The organism is Bacteroidia bacterium, from assembly GCA_033391075.1.
Lineage (GTDB): Bacteria > Bacteroidota > Bacteroidia > J057 > J057 > JAWPMV01.
Genome location: JAWPMV010000001.1, coordinates 5,671,173 through 5,691,608, shown reverse-complemented (window position 1 = coordinate 5,691,608; position 20,436 = coordinate 5,671,173). Strand labels below are relative to the sequence as shown.

Annotated in this window: 19 protein-coding genes; 7 read left to right on the top strand and 12 right to left on the bottom strand. The window is 36.5% G+C overall.

All coding sequences use genetic code 11. The features are described 5' to 3' along the window. The first annotated feature begins 12 nt into the window (after positions 1–12). Positions 13–243: a hypothetical protein gene (locus tag R8P61_22625; GenBank protein MDW3649885.1), complete on the top strand. Its 231-nt coding sequence runs from the start codon at positions 13–15 to the stop codon at positions 241–243. Between the two features lie 24 nt (positions 244–267). On the opposite strand, the gene R8P61_22620 is transcribed toward R8P61_22625, so the two are convergent. The 12 genes from R8P61_22620 to R8P61_22565 form a co-directional block, all read right to left on the bottom strand. After that, positions 268–3,474, bottom strand: coding sequence for a T9SS type A sorting domain-containing protein (locus tag R8P61_22620; GenBank protein MDW3649884.1), 3,207 nt, complete (start codon positions 3,472–3,474; stop codon positions 268–270). An 88-nt stretch (positions 3,475–3,562) separates the two neighbouring features. Beyond that, on the bottom strand, positions 3,563–4,474 hold the full coding sequence (locus R8P61_22615; GenBank protein MDW3649883.1) for a hypothetical protein: 912 nt from the start codon (positions 4,472–4,474) through the stop codon (positions 3,563–3,565). Between the two features lie 11 nt (positions 4,475–4,485). Continuing rightward, entirely contained in the window at positions 4,486–5,235 is a 750-nt protein-coding gene (locus tag R8P61_22610; GenBank protein ID MDW3649882.1) for a hypothetical protein, read from the bottom strand. A gap of 46 nt (positions 5,236–5,281) precedes the next feature. Then, the gene (locus R8P61_22605) at positions 5,282–6,415 is read right to left on the bottom strand and encodes a carbohydrate binding domain-containing protein (GenBank protein ID MDW3649881.1); all 1,134 of its coding nucleotides are present in this window, start codon (positions 6,413–6,415) and stop codon (positions 5,282–5,284) included. Next, the gene (locus tag R8P61_22600; protein MDW3649880.1) at positions 6,396–7,097 is read right to left on the bottom strand and encodes a hypothetical protein; all 702 of its coding nucleotides are present in this window, start codon (positions 7,095–7,097) and stop codon (positions 6,396–6,398) included. The genes R8P61_22605 and R8P61_22600 overlap by 20 nt, the downstream gene beginning before the upstream one ends. Before the next feature lie 7 nt (positions 7,098–7,104). Then, on the bottom strand, positions 7,105–8,034 hold the full coding sequence (locus R8P61_22595) for a hypothetical protein (protein ID MDW3649879.1): 930 nt from the start codon (positions 8,032–8,034) through the stop codon (positions 7,105–7,107). A 121-nt stretch (positions 8,035–8,155) separates the two neighbouring features. Beyond that, the gene (locus R8P61_22590; protein ID MDW3649878.1) at positions 8,156–8,983 is read right to left on the bottom strand and encodes a helix-turn-helix domain-containing protein; all 828 of its coding nucleotides are present in this window, start codon (positions 8,981–8,983) and stop codon (positions 8,156–8,158) included. A gap of 241 nt (positions 8,984–9,224) precedes the next feature. After that, the gene (locus tag R8P61_22585; protein MDW3649877.1) at positions 9,225–10,550 is read right to left on the bottom strand and encodes a hypothetical protein; all 1,326 of its coding nucleotides are present in this window, start codon (positions 10,548–10,550) and stop codon (positions 9,225–9,227) included. A gap of 5 nt (positions 10,551–10,555) precedes the next feature. Beyond that, positions 10,556–10,918, bottom strand: coding sequence for a hypothetical protein (locus R8P61_22580; GenBank protein ID MDW3649876.1), 363 nt, complete (start codon positions 10,916–10,918; stop codon positions 10,556–10,558). A 338-nt stretch (positions 10,919–11,256) separates the two neighbouring features. Beyond that, positions 11,257–11,868: a methyltransferase gene (locus R8P61_22575; protein MDW3649875.1), complete on the bottom strand. Its 612-nt coding sequence runs from the start codon at positions 11,866–11,868 to the stop codon at positions 11,257–11,259. Continuing rightward, positions 11,865–12,539 carry a queuosine precursor transporter gene (locus R8P61_22570; protein ID MDW3649874.1) on the bottom strand — a complete coding sequence of 225 codons (675 nt, stop codon included), beginning with the start codon at positions 12,537–12,539 and terminating at the stop codon, positions 11,865–11,867. The genes R8P61_22575 and R8P61_22570 overlap by 4 nt, the downstream gene beginning before the upstream one ends. Positions 12,540–12,547: 8 nt before the next feature. Beyond that, positions 12,548–13,417, bottom strand: coding sequence for a hypothetical protein (locus tag R8P61_22565; GenBank protein ID MDW3649873.1), 870 nt, complete (start codon positions 13,415–13,417; stop codon positions 12,548–12,550). A gap of 138 nt (positions 13,418–13,555) precedes the next feature. Here R8P61_22565 and R8P61_22560 point away from each other — a divergent pair, with 138 nt between their 5' ends. From R8P61_22560 to R8P61_22535, 6 genes are read left to right on the top strand one after another with little or no spacing between them, the layout of a single operon-like run. After that, positions 13,556–14,098 carry a flavoprotein gene (locus R8P61_22560; protein ID MDW3649872.1) on the top strand — a complete coding sequence of 181 codons (543 nt, stop codon included), beginning with the start codon at positions 13,556–13,558 and terminating at the stop codon, positions 14,096–14,098. 49 nt (positions 14,099–14,147) lie between these two features. Continuing rightward, complete coding sequence (locus R8P61_22555; GenBank protein ID MDW3649871.1) at positions 14,148–14,510, top strand: hypothetical protein; 363 nt, start codon at positions 14,148–14,150, stop codon at positions 14,508–14,510. Between the two features lie 29 nt (positions 14,511–14,539). Further along, positions 14,540–15,142, top strand: coding sequence for an MBL fold metallo-hydrolase (locus R8P61_22550; protein ID MDW3649870.1), 603 nt, complete (start codon positions 14,540–14,542; stop codon positions 15,140–15,142). Positions 15,143–15,161: 19 nt separating this feature from the next. After that, positions 15,162–16,532, top strand: coding sequence for a fatty acid--CoA ligase family protein (locus R8P61_22545; GenBank protein ID MDW3649869.1), 1,371 nt, complete (start codon positions 15,162–15,164; stop codon positions 16,530–16,532). Further along, positions 16,529–17,500, top strand: a complete 972-nt coding sequence (locus tag R8P61_22540) for an acyltransferase domain-containing protein (GenBank protein MDW3649868.1) — start codon at positions 16,529–16,531, stop codon at positions 17,498–17,500. Before R8P61_22545 ends, R8P61_22540 begins: the two co-directional genes overlap by 4 nt. A gap of 35 nt (positions 17,501–17,535) precedes the next feature. Beyond that, positions 17,536–20,280, top strand: coding sequence for an SUMF1/EgtB/PvdO family nonheme iron enzyme (locus tag R8P61_22535; protein MDW3649867.1), 2,745 nt, complete (start codon positions 17,536–17,538; stop codon positions 20,278–20,280). Positions 20,281–20,436: the final 156 nt, after the last annotated feature.

Here is a 20,436-nt window from a genome sequence, read left to right as displayed (position 1 = left end):
GGCATTCGCTATATGAATCGAAGGCATCAGGAGATTTTGAAGAATTTGCGCTTTGATACCAAACGGCATAAGCTCTATTCCTGGAAGCATACAGGAGCAGTTTCAGCCGTAAAGGCTGGAGTACCGATTAAGATGCTGCAGATTCAGCTGAGGCATCATAGCCTGGATCAGGTGAACCAGTATCTCCGGAAGATGGGGGTGCATGATTTGGGACGGCTGGCGGAGATGTTCCCGGGGATATAGTTTTATCTTATAAAACTTTTAAAATTATTGGATTACTAATTTTCTCATAATTCGGGAGGATTTAGTTTCGATACTGAGTATATATATTCCTTTTATTAATTGGATTTTGGAATCAGCAGTAGAGTTCCATTTCCAATAATTCTCACCTTGGTTAAATCGTTGTAAAGTCTCGTAAATTTGCTTACCATCTATCGAGTGAATGTTAATTTTCGAATAAGTATTATATCTTAATACTAATCTAAGTGTGAGTTCGCCTGAATTAGGATTTGGAAATATATTGAAATCATGAATATCATCACCTAGGTCATTTATGTTTGTATTAAAACAGGATATAGTATTTATGACCAATGAGTCAACTGTGGTATTTCCGTTTCTGTCTTCAAGGTGAACAAAAATGGTTTCGATACTATCGCTTGTAGAACTTGACTCTATTAAAAGCCTATAAGTACTTGAGTCAAAAGAAGTAACTACTCCGTTTCCATGCTCAAACCTCCATTTTAGGTGAATATTAGGGTCATCAAAATCGCCGAATCGATCAACTAAATTAATTGTGTCTTTCCTTCCATTCTTGATACATAAAGTATCCTGATTCAATTTTATATATGGAGCTTTGTTCATTGAATTAGGATCGGGAAAATCAAAATCATTGAAAAAAGGGAAAAAATTAGGCCCCAAAAAGCGTTGATGAGATGCTAGACCAAATAACATACTAGAGAAATCGATTCCTTGGAGATCCCTAGGAATCCAGTTTGAGTCCAAGGTGGAAAATCTCCATAAGAATTCAGTTGTTGATGTAGAATTGAGACGGAATCGCCCCTTGCCTTCAGCATATAGTCTCATTAAATCACCAATTAAATTTTGATTCACTGGAATGAAACCCGCGATTATATGTGGAGACACTATATCTCCTGGATGTTCTGTACAATTATCAGCATGATATCCTCCTACAGAGTCAGGGGAAGCTCCAGCCCCAAAACCCCAAACAAAGCAAGGTTCTGAGCTATTTGTTCTCCACCAGCAAGAATCTTTTTTTCTTGACTGATCAAAAAAGGACATGTAATCTTGATCTTGGGAAAATGGTGCACATAAGAAATAGCAAAACTGAGGAATAAAATTCGATAAAAATGACCCTGAATTATCGGTTAAAACATTAAAATTACAGAAACTTGACTGAGGAAGTTGACTGGGATTTTGGTAGTAGTTGGACCACAGAACTTCTCCATTGGGTGTATACCTTAGGTCCTTAGAGGCTAGCCATGCGACTATCATATATTCATTAAAGGGAAGGGTAATTCCGGTTCCCATCCCATTTTTATTCTGAATTCTAAAGATAGCTCCTATATTGGGATTGGATATATTACTTGCCCAATCAGTACTGAGATACAGCCAATCTGCAAGTAGGGAAATCGAATCATTATTTGGAAAATATTTTTTCGCGAAAAGAGCTCCCGCTGTAAGAATGCCTGAATCAATAGAAGAATATTCACTATCCCATGCCCTAGCCCCACTATTAAGGTCTATGAAATGCCGAAATAAACCCCGCTGATTTCGGTCAGGAAGAAATCCTTTATTTAGTCCGTTCATAGCTTTTAGTGTATGCAAAACTTGACCTTCTGCATTGGATATCCAGCCCATTGAGTCTGCAATACATAAGGATATGATTCCCATGCCAGTAGTTGCAACAGAAGCTGGATGGTAAGGTGCACCATCCAAAATCCATGAGTCTCGATAAACCCCGGTTTCTGATCGGAGAATCCTCATTACTTCATAAGCATCGCGGAAAAGACTATCTACTGAATAATTTGAAGGTTCAATAATTAAGTCAAATTCCTCACTGCATGATCTTAACCCATTATAATTCTCAGCACATACTCGTAGTGATATTAGTTCTCCAGAAATGAAATCTGATCCAGAAATCGTAAAAAATACTGAATCTACAAATGGGATATACTTAACATCTAAAATCTTCCAATCAGGTTCGCATGTTGTTTTATATTCCAATCGAATATTTTCAAGTTTTGGGCCAATAGAGGGTTGGGCAATTCTTAAGTTTACAGATTGCTGGGAGGGAAGGGAAATAAGTTTCTCTGGGTTATGACCATTGACCATAAGCCCTGAAGGAGTAGAAGGAAATTCTAGATCTGGCCCAGAATACCCTTGGGCCCGGAATTCTATTTCGTCTACGTGTACTATTCCTTCAGATTGATTTTGCCAGCCATCCTCAAAAATAATAGTTAACTCATTGATAATACTTGAATTTAAAGGAGGGCTAAATGATGAGAAGGGAATATCAAACTCCATAAAGCCTGTATCCGGAATATTAAAAACTCTATAGTTAGGAGCAGGGAAACCGCCTCCTTGCGTTTTTAACTCCAATTTTAAGTTACCAGGATTATTATTGGGATCATTTCCTTTTAGAGCGATATGAAGGGATTCAAAAGCCGAAAGATCTTGAGGCATTTGTATCCAACCAGTCTCTCCGCCGCCTAAAATGAAAAACAACCCTCCAAATGTACCAAGGTCATTATCGTATTGTATTTCCAACCCGCATTCCTCCTCATGAAAGGTTGAACAATCGATAGCAGCAGTATATTTATTTGGATTTCCTGATGATGAAAGGGTTCCCCAATTAGCACCGGTAGCGTTGGAACCATATAAATCATCGAAATGATCTAATTTCACATATCCTGGAAAATAGCTACCAAATAACATATCGTCTAACAATATTTCCCCTTCAAAAGGAGAATTATTTAAGTTTGAGCCCACATTTTCGAAAACAAATACAAGCGCACTGATATCTGTTAGATCATTAAAGTTCCAAAATGCTTGTAGCGGTATAACGACTTTTTGCCAATTTGAGGTTGGACCTCCTTGTAAATAATTTCCAATAGCTATTTTTGAAGAAGTACTATCATTGGCCCTTTGTAATTCAATTTGGAAGAAAAGATTCGGATTTGGACTTTTTACCTTGAAAGAAAGGTAATTATAAGCACTTAAATCGGAATTGAGCAAAGGAATAACCTGCCCACAAGCACCAAGAGAGTCTCTAACGTTAAATTCAAGTTTTAAAGATTTTCCCCTTCCTCCATATGCTTCTTCGTCAATTACAACACTTCGTATTAAGCTCGTAGAGTTTCCGATAACAAAAGGAGGTGGATTAGCTGCTCCTAATTGATTAATTGGAAAATTTTCGAAATCATCTACGAACTCAATGGACTGAGTTTGTGCCATCGTCGAAGCTAATAACGTAAAGTAGATGTATCCTATTAATAGGATAATTTTACTGAAGTGGGAAACCATGGCAAAGTAGATTTAAAGTTTATTTACAATTACAAAAATCTATTATGAGTTTATCATTTTGCAAGACATTTGTAGCAAGGTTTGTTAAGTCTCCAATATCGTGAATAGTCACATTTTGTCTTTCAGCAGCAAGGAGAGTGCTCTTCCAAGCAATAAGTTGTGCAAGTCGACATTCAGGTTTATACTGGTTGATTAGGTTTGTTCCATTCCCGCTATAATAGTAGAGATGTAGGTTTGACTGCATGTTACACCTCAAGTCTAAGTCCTTCGCAGCATCAAAAAGATCTTGGTCCGTTTCCAAATCTCTAGTAACAAGACCTCTGTTTCTAGTTAAATTTAAAGCATATTTGATATCTCCCTCGTTGATAGATAGTACTTCTCCGTTTTTAAATAGTTCTGTATAAACTTCATTTCCTGTCCAATAACTTTTTAGGGGACAATTACAAGGGTTATTATCAAGAGAATAAGCTGTTACTAAAGACTGATTCGAAATCCATTTTTGAATATAATAAGCTAGCATCCCAGTATTAGGAATAACATCCAGGATAGAATTGTAATTTGGGGATGCTACCACCATATCCAAAGCCTCATCCAGGATACTTTTCATAACTGAGGCAACTAACTGGAACCTTTCAATACTCAATTGTTGTTTATGCCAATAACTCCTGTTTCCTTGATCCATTCGTAAGGAGTCATATCGGGCTCCATCTAATTGAAGAATTTTTACAATGTTGCTTATGTCTTTATAATTGACTTTATCACAAGTATTTCTCTGACCTAGTTGATAGTTTTTTTTGATCTTTTTATTATTATCTAACCACCGTGGAATATTTGGAGTGGAAATCTTATCGGTTGAGTTTTGGGCAGATAAAAAGTTAAAATTCAACAGTAGTGTTAATAGGATAATCAAAAGTTTTGTCAATAAGTGCATAGCTATTTCGGTTACTCTAGGTTGTAGTCTTTTAAAAAATTATCTATCTGCTTACTCTGGAATCCTTCGTTTAAGTCCTCTGTTATTATGGGCCATCTTATTTTGATCTTCGAAAAAAGCAATATGTATCCATATAGAGATTCCGCAATTATTTTCTTGTTAGCTAAATCGTGATTATATAGTCCAGCAGCTTGTTCATAAGCATTGAAAATAACGTTAAAATCATCTGAGACCTTGGACCAATTGTTTACTGATTCATATGCCCTTAAAAATTCTTTTTTTATCTCTTGATCTATTGAAGCCTTCCGTACCTGTCTTATCGAATCGTTTTTCAAATCTGAGAAAAAAAGAATATTTAACTCAGCGGTATCAATATCTATTATCGGTGAACTCAATATTTTCAGGCGCTTTAATCTCTGCAAAATCTCAGCTGTGTTGGCTTGTTTTACAATCTCTAATGCCACAGTTTTCTTTTCATGACGTTCAATTTGATTATACTGACTTATACCGAAAACGATTCCCACTATTACTAAGAGGTTTGCCAATATTGTGCTTCTCTTTTCATTTTTCTCTAGATCACCAAACCCCCATTTTCTCTTGGAGACCTGCTCTGAATTACCGTTAATTTTGGAATCGTCTAAAGAGTTCTGGTTTTTTAAATCAGAATCTTCGACACTATTTAATACTTCAGTATTGTTAATAGACTTATTTTCAATTTCTTGGTCTTTTTCTATATTTTTATTTGCGTCATCATCTTTCATTACAAATGAATTATTGTTAGCAAAACATTATTTTTTAAGGCTTTCTTTATTTAGAGAAAACTATGTTATCTATTAAAATTTGCCCATTAAAATTCTTAGCATTTTGGTCTTGTATACCGACAAAAACAATTTTATTGACCTGTTTTAGATTTACTTTTTTCCAATGAGGAGGATAATCGATTTTCATCTTTGTAAAAGACCTCAGAGGAATCTTCACATGTTCCCATTCCCGGGAAAATTTGACCTCATAATCTTTTAGTAATAGTTCTATTCCGGTATTAGATTTTGGATCTTGAAGCTTCACTTTTAGAGTCTCTAGTGATTTGGAAATTGCTCGTATATCAAATTCTAAATAACCATATTCTGATATATCCAACGGCTTATCTTCTTTTTGAACCTGTATTACTAAACCTCCTCCTCTCCAATCAGCCTTTGGGGCACCTAATTTTACAGAATGCTTTATACTCAAAGTATATTTGCCTAAGTATGGTGGGCCTTTAGGTAGTTGAAATGTATCTAGTTTAACCTCAAAATTTGTGTCTGATTCCCAAGAGCTAATAGCTCCTCCCATAGGATAGCCTTTACTTGAAGATTCAATTTCAAAATCTGCTACTATCAGTTTTTCATTAATTGAGCTATGGATTTGAAGATCTGGTTCTTTCCTTACTGATGGAGGAAGAGTAATGGATGTATCAATGTCCTTACAACTCATCGAGAGGTTTACAATTCTAGCAGCTGTAAGTATTTTATAACCTGGGAGGTTTTTAACCTCTTTAAATTCAATAGCCCCCCATCGACTTTTTTCTTTCCATTCTAATAGTTCTTTATTACCTTTTTTATTTACCTGAATGGCTAAAAGGTCTGTATTCCCACTGTTTATACGGATATTGTTAACCTCCCAGGTCTCAGGGTATAGGAACTCAATGGGGGGATATTGCATGTATAGATTTGCATGGGAATCTTTTAGAAACAACCAAACGAATTCTTTATCCATATGGTCATGTTTACCTGACACTGAATAAACTCCGGGTTTCTCGCATTCCCATGTGGCAGGAGGATTGAACTGTAAATCTTGGGCAATGAGGTTTACCTTAAAGGAGAATAATACGAGAGTAATAATCCAAGTTCGTAATTTCTTGTTCATTTTTTTTACTGTAATTTTATCGAGTAAAACTGACATTGTCGATATATAAAGTTCCATCAGTTGGATGTGGTGAAGTTCCATTATGAATTGAAATAGTCACTAAATTCAGTACATTTGAAGTGATAAGAGAGTGAATATTTCCAGAGGGAAGTTGAGTTGCTTTTCCCAATGCATCTAAAGGGATAGTAAAGTGATTCCAATCAGGTGAAATGCTTCCAAATTGTAATACAAATGGCTCAGGTGTTAGCCTATGTGAATTATCTTCTAACCTGATTTGAACTTCTCGGAGAAAGCTTCCTTGAGGAATTCTCATATCAAATTCGATGTTTTTATAAGAGGTTATATCTATTCCTTCCTCCTCATTGGATAAAGACAAAACTAAGCCACCACCTACCCACCCGTCGGGATTTGGAGGCATCAGTTGATTCCCTTTAATGGTTAATTTTGCCGAATATGATCCAGATCCGGTAAATGGAGGTGAATTATCATAGGCAACAGCAACTTTGACTTGCTCAGGTGGGAAAGCCCATATCCCCAGCGATCCGCAAAACTCAGTAGGATCTTCCCCTTTTTCAAAATCTGAAATAAGAAGGGTATCCTTTAGCAGGTCAATTTTTTGACAGTCCTCGTAAACTACAAGGACTTCATTGCAATTTGGGTCGCAACTTGCGCTTATCAGAATTGAAAAACCTATACTTAGTATTATTTGCAGCTTCATGCTAATTTTATTTACCTCCTAAAAGCCTTGACGTAGAAAAACTTACTCCAAAACGTATATCCCAAGGGATGACTTCCGTAGGTGCATTATCCCCCAGCCAGATAGCATGAACCATCCACTCCAAATAAAAATTGACCCTTCTAAATCCAAATAATCTATGTTCCTGAGAAGTAGTTTTATCTATATTTTCTATCGGAAAATAGGCAATTCCCAATCCGGGTTTTATTACATTTTCCCACCATCTACAGGGACATCCTGAGGCAAAAGCCCAATCTCCAAAAAGGTAGCTAAACCACCTTCTGTCAGTTGAATTTTGCGAACGAGAATGCCCAATTCGGAATAGTCCATTAGTGAAAAATACATTGTAGTCAGGATGACTAAAATTGGAACTTCGTCGGCTAGCATCTGTCCAAAGGCTCCAATGAACAGTGGATTTTTTATTTAAGATATTGTCAAAATAGTAGTCTAGCCCTATTCTTGAATCATTCTTCTGAAATGTCGAACGAATTGATCTATTACCCCCATAGTATTTTCTTCCTGAAATCCATCCATAAAATCTAATCCCTTTTAATACATTCGGTACTCCTCTTCCAATCCAAATATTTGCCGGATAGAATTCTAGCCCTACTGTACCTTGAACGTATCTTTGCCAGTCAAAAGGATTTACATTATGCTTTGGGAAAAGATAAAACATGTTAGAACCGATAGCACTAACAAAAGGTCCAAAAATATGTTTTCTTTCAAACCAACCATGAGCACGGAATTCAATCCATGAATCGACCCCATGGTACGGTACAACCCAGTCTGTACTATTATATAAAGAATAGTGTGAATCCCCTTGAAAGGAAGGGTCAAGGACTTTTAATAATTTTTTTGATTGACCAATCGATTCAGTGCAAGAAAAAACAAAAACTAAAATAGTTATGCATAGTTTCATTTTAGGGCGTTAGGTGTTTAAGTATTCTACTCAATGCATTTCCTACATCTTCGAAAATGGTATTATAGATTTTCTCCTTCTATGGAATATGTAAAAATGTGACATTTTTTAAAGGGCTTAGTTATCTTTTATTGTTCAGAAAAAGTGCTAATTCATCGTCAGTATTATGAGTTTTTGAATCCTTGTTAAAAGTAAATTCTTTAAAATCTTTACTTAGGTGGGAAAAATCATGGTATCCAAATGCACCAACAAGGTGTGACTTTTTTATATCTGGAAACTGCTTCCAATAGGCTAAAGCATGATTAAACCGTACAATTTTTGCAAATTCTTTGATGTTCAATCCTACCTTTTTTTTGAAAGAATTTGTAAGATAACTTCTGTTTATATTGTGAGCCTTAGCCCAAAAACCCACGTTTATTTCGCCAGAATTTGAAATAATCTTTAAAACGACATCATCAATTATGCTTTCCTGCGAGTCAGTTCTAGCTAGGCAAGACTTAATTAATTTTTCGATAATATTTACCCTTTCAACGGAATTCTTAGCATAAAAAAACTTTTCTGGAATACTTCGAAACTGACGCCCATATATATCTTCTAAACTTACGGATAGGTTTTTAAAATCAAGTTGTGAATTATTATTCAATCGATAGGCTGATCCAGCTCTAAAAACGACTCCGAAGACCCCTATTGTGCCAAAATTATGCTTAATAAAAATAGGCCTATTAAACTGGCCTAGCATGTATTGACGAGGTAGAGTATTACCTGTAGGATAGTATTGCCCTTCGACTTGAATAATATCTCCATAATGAAATACCCAAGACGAGTTTACTAAAGGGAATGCGCTAAGCTCATAGGGATTTTCAATTGAAGACTTACCTGATATATCATAATACCTTAAAACTATATCAGAAAGCGCTTTGGACGGTTGAAATTCTTTGTATGTCAGCATTATAACTTACTTGAGAAAAATAAGAATTAGAGGCTACAGGTAGCCATGTCTAATAATTATAAGTCAAGAAGTTAGTCGCCCGTTTCCTCATGCTAGGCTAATAAAATGAGCCATTAATATTTTTTGAGGAAGTAAACATTATGATTAATTAAAGTAATTATAATCTACGAAATCTGCAAACTTAATTTTATAGAAAGAAGGTCTGACTTTTCAAATAGATTTATTATTAGTTATAACTAGGCTACCCCTCAAAATTCAACCTCCTCCTCCTCTCCCTCACGCCCTCATTATACTTTTTGATTCTGCACTTCCGCGAACAAAACTTCGCTGACTTTCGCTTCATGATAGCCTGCTTCCCACAGTTCTGACAAGTGATTTCGTACCCATGAATTTCCTTATTCTGCACAATAACCTTCTCCACCACCTTTTCAATGATATCGGGGTTTTCGGATGCAGACGGGTCGTGTCTGCGTGTATGCGCATTAACTTTGTAGCCGATCTTAGAAGATTCAGGCTCTGATTTTCCAGGAGCCTGACTAGGTATATCACCAGATTCAATTCCTGTGATTTGAAAGTTGCGAGATTGGAGAAAAGCGCCTAAACGTTGCAGCTGAATCTCATAAGCCGTCTTATCTAAAGATGCTTCAAGTGCACCGAATTCAATACCTTCACGAGTAGCTCTGGCTTTATAAACCCAGCAGAACCTATGGCAAAGAATATTGAGGATCTCAGCCAAAACAATAAAGAATACCGCTATCCATGCATTGCCACCTGCGAGCTCGTCGTTTTTCATGAGTGCTGTAGAGAGTTGTGATTGTGTTTGGAGGTTTTGACGCTCCCGATTGCCTCGGGCTTTGCTAAGTTCATCCTGCATTTTGTCGGATAGAGCAATGGCTTCATTATTCAGGCGATCTCTTAGGGTGCGGTATTTTTTGGGATCATATCGCATGATAGATTCCCGCTTTTGGTCGATAGAGGATTGGTAGTTTTGGACGATGCGAAGGGAATCACTGGTCCAAGTGCTTTTGGTGGCCAATTGACTGTTCTGCGCTCCGAGCTTTATGTGCGCAGATTTGTCATTGATCTGATAGACCAGAAGGTATAGTCCCAATCCGCTTCCTACGATGGATAGGAGGGACGTTCCCACGGCCTGGTACAAAAGGCTGGAACCTGCTTTCTCTTTTTTGACCTTGGCCTTGAAGAAGTCGGAGAGCGAACGGGTTTTGACAATTTCATTGAGGGATACCAGGCCTATGCACATGATGAGGCTAATAACGCCAATGATGCCATCTGTTAAGGTAATTCCTTCCTCCAAGATGCGATTGATGTTGAAGGATAGGAATACAACCAGGAAGAGCAGGGTAATCCCAGAGAGATAGGGGAAGAGCTGCTTGAAGGCATTGGAAAAAAGGAATTGCATGCGTTTTCGATCCCGATAGGTAACGGGAGCCAAATCTTCTTGAAAACCTTCGTAATCGTCTTTGCGATCTGAGAGGATTTGACTGTCTTCGTAAATGTCTGTTCCCAGGTATTCACGGGTAGAACGATTGAAAAATGGAATGCTCATGATGGTTATTGTGTTTTGGGTTGAACTGTAGGGAGATTAGCGCAAAAACGTTGGAGATTGTGCAAGTCTTTGTGTTCGTGGGTAAAGTCTTCCTGTATGAATGCATGTTGAGTGTGGATGAATTCCCGTTGCGATTCGAGGAAGCTTTCCAGGTGCTGGCCGTTCATCTGAAAGTGGGTTACAAAAGCATAGAGATGGGCCATAAGCCAGATTTTCTCCTGGATGAGTTCCTGGTTAATGGCATACTGTTCTTCGAATTCGTGTTTGGCGAAGTCGAACTGCTTTTGCAAGGCTTTCAGGTAGGCAATAGTAGTTTCTGTGCCCTGTTTTAGGATGGATTCAGGGGCTAGGTGCGTATGTGTTTCCATAGGTCCAAATGTTTGGCTTGTCTTCGTTGGTGGTTCATAATCTTGTCTTTTGTTGTTTATCCAGCCATCAAGCCATACATTTGAAATGAAATGGGCCGATAGCTCGGTTCGTTTTGCCAGGTGGATTTCCGGTTGCCGTCGAAAGTTTCCGGAGTCTGCCTTTTTTTATGGGAGCTTTTGCAACTTTTTAGAAAAGTTGCGCAAAATCGGAACGACCCAACCAAGGCCTTCTCCACAATCCATCCGCGCACGGTCGTTCCATCTCCAGCGCGCTTTTTTTGAGGTTAAGGAGGATAGTATTTTTTGTATTGTCCTTTCATTTTATGCTTCTCTTTAAATCAGTCTCCTTTTAGGACAAATAGACTCCAATTAATGCCGAAGCGAGTTACTTCGAATACTTCCTTTAGCTGATGATTTTGCATGAGGAAGCTGCTATTCATTCGCTTATCTCCAAAGGATGCATAAGACATCCAAAGTTCTCCACCTTCGTTGAGGTGGCGCTTATAGCTTTGGAGGAGTTCCATATGGGTTTCGAAGGTTTGTTCGTCCCAGATGGGGAGGTTGGCGAATATGATGTCAAAAGAACTGTAGATATTTTGGAAGAGGTTGCTCCAAATGAGAATGACCTCTTTGTGTAATTCGTTTCGCTCGATGTTGACCTTGGCCGCTCGGAGAACTTTGGTGTCGATGTCTGATCCTACACAGAGTTTGGCTCCTTGCCTGCTGGAATTCATGGCGATGATTCCGCTTCCGGTTCCTAGATCTAAAACCGTTTTCCCTTTTACCTCAGGAAAATTGTCAAGGATGATGGAGGTGGAATAGGTGATTTCCGGATCCGGATCAAAGACGTGAGGCGGAAGTTTTAATTCCAAATCCGCTATGTCCAAATTCTTGACATAGTTGCGGTTGGTTTCCCGCTTCCAATAGCCCAGGTATTCTTCTCTACTCATCCCGAAAAGTCAAAGATTTTACGATCCAATGCTACATTCCGAACCATGTAGACAACTGGCGTGTCTATCATGGCTATGACCCATTTTACCAATACCTGTCCAATGATGATGTTGATCAGGACAGGCGTTTCTAATAATCCTCCAAAAGCGATAAAAACAAATACTGCACTGTCTACCAATTGAGAAAAGAAGGTAGATGTGGTATTTCGAAGCCAAAGGAGATTTTTCCCTTGCTGCCTTTTCTTGAGGTAGTGAAAGAGGTAAATATCTGTCAGCTGACTTACGGGGTAGGTGAGGATGCCTGCCAGGATGATTCTGCTGGAGCCAGATAAGATATTGCTATAGGCTTCCTGGCTATCCCAAACGGGAGCTCCTGCGCCTTCGATATTCACAGCAAAGTAGAGGAAGATCAAAGCTCCTATCCTTGCCAGAAATCCTGCTAATACCAATAGAGATGAATAATGCTTTCCCCAAACCTCAGAAATGACATCCGTACAAATGAAGGTCAGAGCAAAAAGGCTGGTTCCAACAGGTATGGTAAAGTCCTGACCAAAGATGCTAACAAAGTAGAGTTTGGAAGCTGTGATATTGCTTATTAATAGCCCACCTATAAATCCTGCAATGCAGAGAAATAATACAATGGTTTTTCTATCAACTTTTTGTTCGTTCATGGGTGTGCTTAGAGCTTAAGGGTTGATTCGATGTTTTTGGCTAAGGTCTGGGCTTCTAAATGAGGACTGGGATACCAGAACTTAAAGGAGCCAGAGGAAACAGAAGAAAAGGACATTCCCACACTGGCTTCTATGAATACATGCTTCTGGGATTCTCCCAGAACATCTTTATCCAAAAGCATAAACTTGAACATAGGATGCATGAGTAGGGGATCATCGCATAGGTAATACCTCAGTTGATCTTCCAGGCCTTCCATGCTAAAGTCAGGGATCTCCTTGAAGTCATCATCTTCGGCTACTTCCTGCTTAATATGCTCAATAAACTCTGCATGCTGCTCTCCCAGGTATTTCCAATGGGGAAAGAAACCGGACCAGTATTTATTCAAAAAAGCTTCGAGTTCTTTATTCTTGGGATTGGGGAAGACATAACGGAAAACAACCCCAGCTTTTAGGCATTGCAAAATGGTATTGCGAAAGCTTTCATCTTTGAATTCGATAGGGAAGTCGGTTGTAACCAGGGTATAGGTATCGCCTTTGCTGAGATTGGTTAAAAGGTCAAAAATCTCCTGGTGATAGGAATTGTGCAAAGGGCGAAAGGCATTGGCTTTGCTGTCGAGAAGTTTGAGGTGGCTGGTGTTGAGAGGGGTACTATGATCTCCTAAAGTATTTTTTAGTGTCTGTTCGTCTATGCCTAGAACCTCATAGACTTTGCGAGCAAAGGTCGAATCATAGTTCTCATGCTTTGCCAGGTATTTGAGGTTATTAGTAAGGGTGCTGGGCTTGATGTCGAGTTTGTGGGCCAGATCCTGAAGGCGATCTATGCCTTTGACTTTCATGATCGACTTGATCCCCGCAACCAAATCAGAATAGTGAATCATAGTTTTGCTTTTTTATAAAACTACAAGTTTTAAAATAAAATGAAAATAAAAATTTAAAAAATTTTGTTTAAAATTCTATTTGTTACCATAATCAGTTGTTTTTTTCTAAATTATGTTAATCTGAGGACTTTTTGCTTTATGAGACCTAACATTACAATAGGGGTTACGGGATCTAGCTCCATTTATAAGACCTGTCATTTGATTAGAATTTTAATTAAGAAATTCAATATCAAAGTAATCATGACAAGGAATGCTACTGAGTTTATAACTCCATTTTATTTTGAAGTTTTGACCGGGAATCCAGTTCTAACTGATTTATATCATAAGCAAGATAAGTCCTATCATCCTCACATTGCATTTACGAATGAAATACAGCTATTTTGTATAGCTCCTGCTAGCTCTAATTTCCTGGGAAAGCTTGTTAATGGAATTGCTGATGATGCTCTCACAACATCAGCTGTAGCTGTTCTGCCCTCAGAAATACCATGTTTAATTGCCCCGGCAATGAATTCAAAAATGTATGGGCACCCTTCCACACAAAATAATCTGAATATTTTAAGAAAATGGGGCTATAAAATTATTGAGCCCACACTCGGTAATCAAACCTGTGGATACTATGGTATAGGTAGATTATCTGAGCCAGAGGATATTGCAACTCAGATTTTCGATTTATTAATTTGACAACAATTAAGGGCTAACTCTAATTCATTATTTAGGTGAAATCAGTTTAATGAAAAAAGATAATGGGAATATAGTAGAAAAAATTATTGTTGAATCGTTGTTTGAATTGATGAGGTTTTTGCCAAAGAAAAAGCAGATTTTTTCTGAACAAGAGCTTGGTTTACCTAAGATTGAAAAAATTGAATTACTAAAGCAGATAGATTTGTTCGGAAAATTTGGTGTTCTCGATTCTCTTGGGTTGGTGAATTTAATTGTTATAATAGATAGAAAGGTTAAAAAAGAATTTGCACCTACCTTTTCTTTGACTAGCAAGGCTACATTTAAACGTGCCATAAATCAGGAGACGAGTCCATTTTTAAGGATAGAATTGTTAAAAATATTTGTTTGTGATTTAATAGAAGAAGATTTTTAATCTAAACACATATAGAAATTCCTTTCGTTTTGCTAAAAGTTAAAAAATTCCAAACCGGCAGACTTAAAACGAATTCTTATGTTTTGCATGATAATGATAAACGAAGTTTTATAATTGACCCAGCTAGCGCTTATGAATTGATAATTAATTTCGTAAGAAAAAATGATCTAAATGTAAAAGGAATTATAGCAACTCATGGGCATTTCGATCACGTTGGGCAATCTTCAAAACTAAAAGAGGTATTAAATTCACCATTTTTTTTACATGAAAAAGATGAAGAATTATTAGAGCACTTGCCTTTTTATCTTGGCTTAATTGAAAAGGATCTTGAAGCTCAGATTCCATTAATTGATTTTTATCCAATTAAGAATTCGGTCCATCTAAATAACCAACAGATTAAAATCATTTATACTCCTGGACACACTTTAGGTAGTATATGTATAAGGATTGGAAATATTTTATTTACCGGAGACACCATATTCAAGGGTGGAATTGGAAGTGTAGATGAATACTGGGGAAATAGTAAACTGATGCTAGACTCAATTGAGTTATTAAGAAGTTTGCCAGGAAATTTAACAATTCTCCCTGGTCACGGGGAGAAAGCAATACTAAAGGAAGCTCTATCAAAATAATATTTCAATAATTACCACAATGGATAATATCAAATTTTTGATTGATGTATTCACCGAAGAAAGGAATAATACATCTATAATCTGGCGCAATAAAAAGTATGATTATGGATGGCTTATTAAATCAATTAAAAAGTACCGAAATCTATTAGATGAGAGTAAGGTATTGGCTGGGACTGTATGTGCAATACAAAGTAACTATTCCCCTAATACGATCGCTTTATTTTTTGCAATGATTAGTAAGAATTGTATTGTAGTTCCAATAACAAGTATTAATGAAAATCAAATAGAATATTTAGTTAAAGCTTCTTATGTTGATCTAATCTTTCGAAAAGACTCGAATGACGAGTTCGAAATAATTAAGGTTAGAAATAAGTTATCTAATGACCTTATTCTTAGCTTAAAAGTGGATAAAAGACCAGGATTAATTCTCTTTTCATCTGGATCAACTGGGGAAATGAAAGTCATTTTACTTGATTTTGTCAGATTGTTTAAAAAGTTCTTTATAAAGAAAAGAAAGTTCGTAACGGTTTCGTTTTTGTTGTTTGATCATATTGGTGGATTAAATACAATGCTTTATTGTCTATCAAACGGCGGCTCACTAGTGATAGCAGAGCAGAGAGATCCAAATTATATTCTTGAATTGATAGAGAATCATAAGGTCGAACTCCTACCAACATCTCCAACCTTCATGAATTTGATTCTTTTGGGGGGGAATTATGAGAGTTATGACCTCTCATCTTTGAAGTTAATTACATATGGTACAGAGCCAATGCTGGAATTTACTCTTCAAAAATTTCGTAGTGTTTTTCCCTCAATAAAACTTCAACAGACTTACGGATTGTCAGAGGTTGGGATATTACGCTCTAAGTCTGAAAGCTCTGATTCATTATTTTTAAAAGTTGGAGGAGAGGGATTTGAAACAAAAATTGTGGATGGGATTCTTCATATAAAGGCAGAATCATCTATGGTGGGGTATTTAAATTCACCAAACCCCATTAGTAAGGATGGTTGGTTTAATACTCAAGACTTAGTAGAAGAGAAAGGAGAATTTATCAGAATACTTGGAAGAAAGTCAGATATAATTAATGTTGGAGGACAAAAAGTCTATCCGGGAGAAGTTGAGAATTTGATTCAAGAAATAGAAAGTGTCATTGATGTAGTCGTTTATGGAAAGGAAAATCCTATTATAGGTAATTTTGTTTGTGCAAAAGTTCGGTTGATAAGTGAAATAACTTCATCAGAAGAGGATGATATGAGAAGTATAATCTTGAATTATTGTAGTGAAAATTTGGATGACCACTTTAAAGTTCCAATGGAGATAGACTTTACTACCAAGGATTTACATAATCAGAGATTTAAAAAAAGTAGAAACTCCAACGACATAATATGAACACCGCATTTGTATTCTCCGGTCAGGGCCCCTTTTGGCCAGAAACAGGTAAGGATCTATTCAAAAAGGAACAAGTATTTAGACATGTTATTGAAGAGTGTGAGTATTTGATAAAAAGAATAGGTGGTTGGTCCTTGAAGGATACTTTATTCCTTTCTAAAAGTGATGCGAAAATCGATAATACTGCAATAGCTCAACCGGCCTATTTTGCATTTCAAGTTGCTCTTTTTACTTTATTACAGAAAAAAGGCTTTGAACCTGCTGCAGTTATTGGACATAGTACTGGTGAAGTTGCAGCGGCATATTGTGCAGGAGTTATGAATCTCGAGGATTCAATCAAAGTAATTTATCATAGAGGTAGGCTAATGGAAAGGTTAACAGGTAAAGGACGAATGTTATGGGCTAAGTTATTTTACGAAGAAGCAAAAAAAATATTAGTGGAGTATCCTGGCCAAGAGAAAGTTTCAATCTGTGCTGTAAATGAACCTTCTTCAACTGTATTTTCTGGCGAAGTAGAGTCGATAAAAAACTTTTATTATTACCTTTTAGATTTAGAAATAGGCGCTATTGAATTAAGTTTTAACTATGGCTTTCATTGCTATTTGGTTGATGATTTGTGCCCAGAATTAGTATCTTCATTAAGAGGAATTAAGGCTTCTTCTCATGAAATACCCATTGTTTCTACAGTAGAAGGTACATTCCTTGACGGAGAAAGATTTGGTGAGGATTATTGGAGTGCTAACATAAGGAATACGGTTCTTTTTAGATTTGGAATTGAAGCTTTAATTGAGGAGGGAATTAATAATTTCGTTGAGATTAGCCCTCGTCCTTTATTATTAGGATCAATAGATGAATGCCTAGGATATAAAGATGTTGAAGGTCTTACTCTACCAACTTTGGATAAAGGTTTTAATGATTTTGATGTTTTGAATAAGAGCTTAAAAGTTCTTCAAACTTTAGCAAAATAGTATTGATATTACTACTTTTTTGAAAATGATCGATTATGGATATTCCTGGCTTAGATTTTATCTTAGAACGAGGTTTTAAGGGAGCTACAAGATTAATTAAAGGGAAGCAGAGCTTCAAAAGAACATTTTATAAGTGTCTGAAAAAACATTTAAGAAAAGAAGAGGGATTAAGAAAGAGAGAGACAAAAAGAATAATCAAGATAATAAAAGCGGATTTAGAATCATTGAACTGGTTTAAAGTAAGTCAGCTACCTAAATTTTATGAGTTAAGTGAAACTCTTATTGAAAAGCATAAATTTTCATTCCAATCCGTAGAAATATTCTACAAGAGTTTTGTCTCAGCAATTATAAGTAATGATGAACTATCTGAATTAATTAAGAGGCATAATGATTTTAATGAAAGTCAAGCATTTCCAGGTGAAGATGATAATATCAGAAAATCAAAGATTTTACTAAAATATTGTCATAAAGTATTCAAGGAATTTGGGACTATATTTCTATTTGGTAAGAAAAGTTCATCGCAGGATATAAAGGTTAATGATAGAGTTAAAGGTATGGATTCAGGATTCATCCCTTTAAGTTTTTTTTCTAGCAGAGAAGACTTACATACTTTTGAAATCTATAATATATTATCTGATGACTCTAAAAAGCTTTTTCTTATTTCTGGCCTGCCAGGAAGTGGAAAGACCACTCTTCTGAGATATTTAGCTTTTCGGTCATCTCAGAAATCAATTCAAAAGCAAGAAGAAATTATTCCTGTTTACATAAGGCTCAAAAATTTTAATAGAAAGAAGAGCTCATTAATCAAATTTATTGAATGGGCTATTGACAGGAGCCTAGAAAAGTTCAGCGATTTAGAAATCTTCACTGAAAAGGATACTTTTCTTGGTAATTCGATGGTATTATTGTTAGATGGAGTTGACGAAATAGAAGATCAGTCTACTAATAATACATTTCATGAGGAGCTTGGGAAATTGACAAAAAAATATCCAAGGTGCAGAATAATAGTTACATCTAGGCCAATTAATTTAGATCCAGCCAATTACCAAAATTTTGAGTATTTGAGAGTAAAACCTCTTGAAAAGGAATTGATCCATAAATATATTAATGAGTGGTTTTTTGATCATAAGGAAAAGGCTTCTTTACTCATAAATACTTTAAATAAATCACCTCGAATCCTATCTCTGGCAGAAAACCCTTTTCTTCTAAGTATGATCTGTTTCACTTTTGAACAAAGTGGTGATTCGGCTCTAATTGAAAGAAGAAGTGACCTATATCATAATTGCATTCGATTTCTGCTAGGTAGATTATATGATCCCGAGTTTGGCAAATTAGAAGAAAAGAATTTTGAGGAAGCATTAAATATCTTGAAAGACCTGTCTCTGCGTTTCTTTTTGTGGCAGGAATCTCACTTTCCGGTAGACCATGTTAATGTTTTTGGGAAAAGAATTATTACTCCTAATATCATAGGTAAAACTTCAAAATTTTTAGAAAGGGTTCAAAGAGATACGGGCATTATTCAGAATTCAAGTGAGGGTTTTACATTTACACATAGATCTCTTTGGGAATATTTTACTGCACTTTCCTTATTGGAAAAAGACATTGACTTTGTGATTTGTCAGGCTGGAAATCCTCATTGGGAAGAGGTGATCAGACTTTTTGCGGGTTTATTAGACTCAGAAGAAGAAATTCAAAGACTAATTAATGGACTTTGGAATATCAATAGACCTCTTGCTTTGAGAACCACCACTGAAATCAAAATTTCTTCCGCAGAGCTAATCGGATCTCTAGTCAGTTTGGAGGGAGGTAATCAGGCGAAACTAATGTTAATCAATTCTCTTGAGGCATCCCTACCTTTAATTCATGAATCTATGCAGAAAATGCTGATTCATGAGACCTTAAATATTTTACTAAAGACCTTGAATGAAAAAGACTGCGAGGTGATATATCATGCACATGAATTATTGGAACGAGAAGAGCTACATCCTTTAGAACCGGGAGGATTAATATATGATTTGTTTGATTTAGGGAACTCAGAAGAAAGACTAGCAAAACTTGAAAAAGATCAGGCTTCTAAGCTAGAATGGGTTAAAGTTGACGGAGGAACATTTTGGATGGGACAGGAAGATACATATTTCAATGAGGTGCCTCTTCATGCGGTGCATATTGATACCTTTGAGATTTCTAAGCACCCTGTAACAAATAGATTGTTTTCTATATTTCCTTTTAAAAATTCAGAAATCCCAGATGATAAAGACAATCTTCCTGTTGCAGGCAGAACTTGGTATGAGGCATATTATTTCTCACTCTTTCTTAATTCCAGTTTACCTACAGAATCAGAGTGGGAGTATGCGGTTAGAGGGGGGCAGCAAGCAGTCCGAACGAGATATTTTTTTGGAGATGAAAGTGATAAGCTTGAAAATTATGCCTGGTTTGGTGAACCCAAGAGGAAAGAAGCTTATGCCGTAGATGAAATAAATCCCAAAACTGGAGAAACAAATTTAAATCGATTGGGGATTGCAAATATGCTTGGAAATGTTTGGGAGTGGTGTCTGGATAATTATTATGAATATAAAGATATAGCTTGGGACAAAAAACTGATAAAAAATCCGATTGCTCCAAAACAAAATGAAGCTCGGATCTTCAGAGGTGGTACGTATAAAGGATCAAAAGACACCGCCAGATGTGCTAGGAGAGTATTTAGCCATCCAACTAATACAGGCTCAACTGTTGGCTTCAGACTTGTTAGAAGGTCATCAGAGTTAAACCCCTTGTCTTGACCTTCCTGTTTGGTATTTTATTGTTGTTACAAATAATTTTTGTGAAATTAAGTGATTGATTATCAGTGTGTTTTTTTGCTTTTTGCAGATGTGACAAGGTGGTAACACCTATGTAACCAGTTACACTCTTGTTACCTTGTGGTTACATGCTTGTTA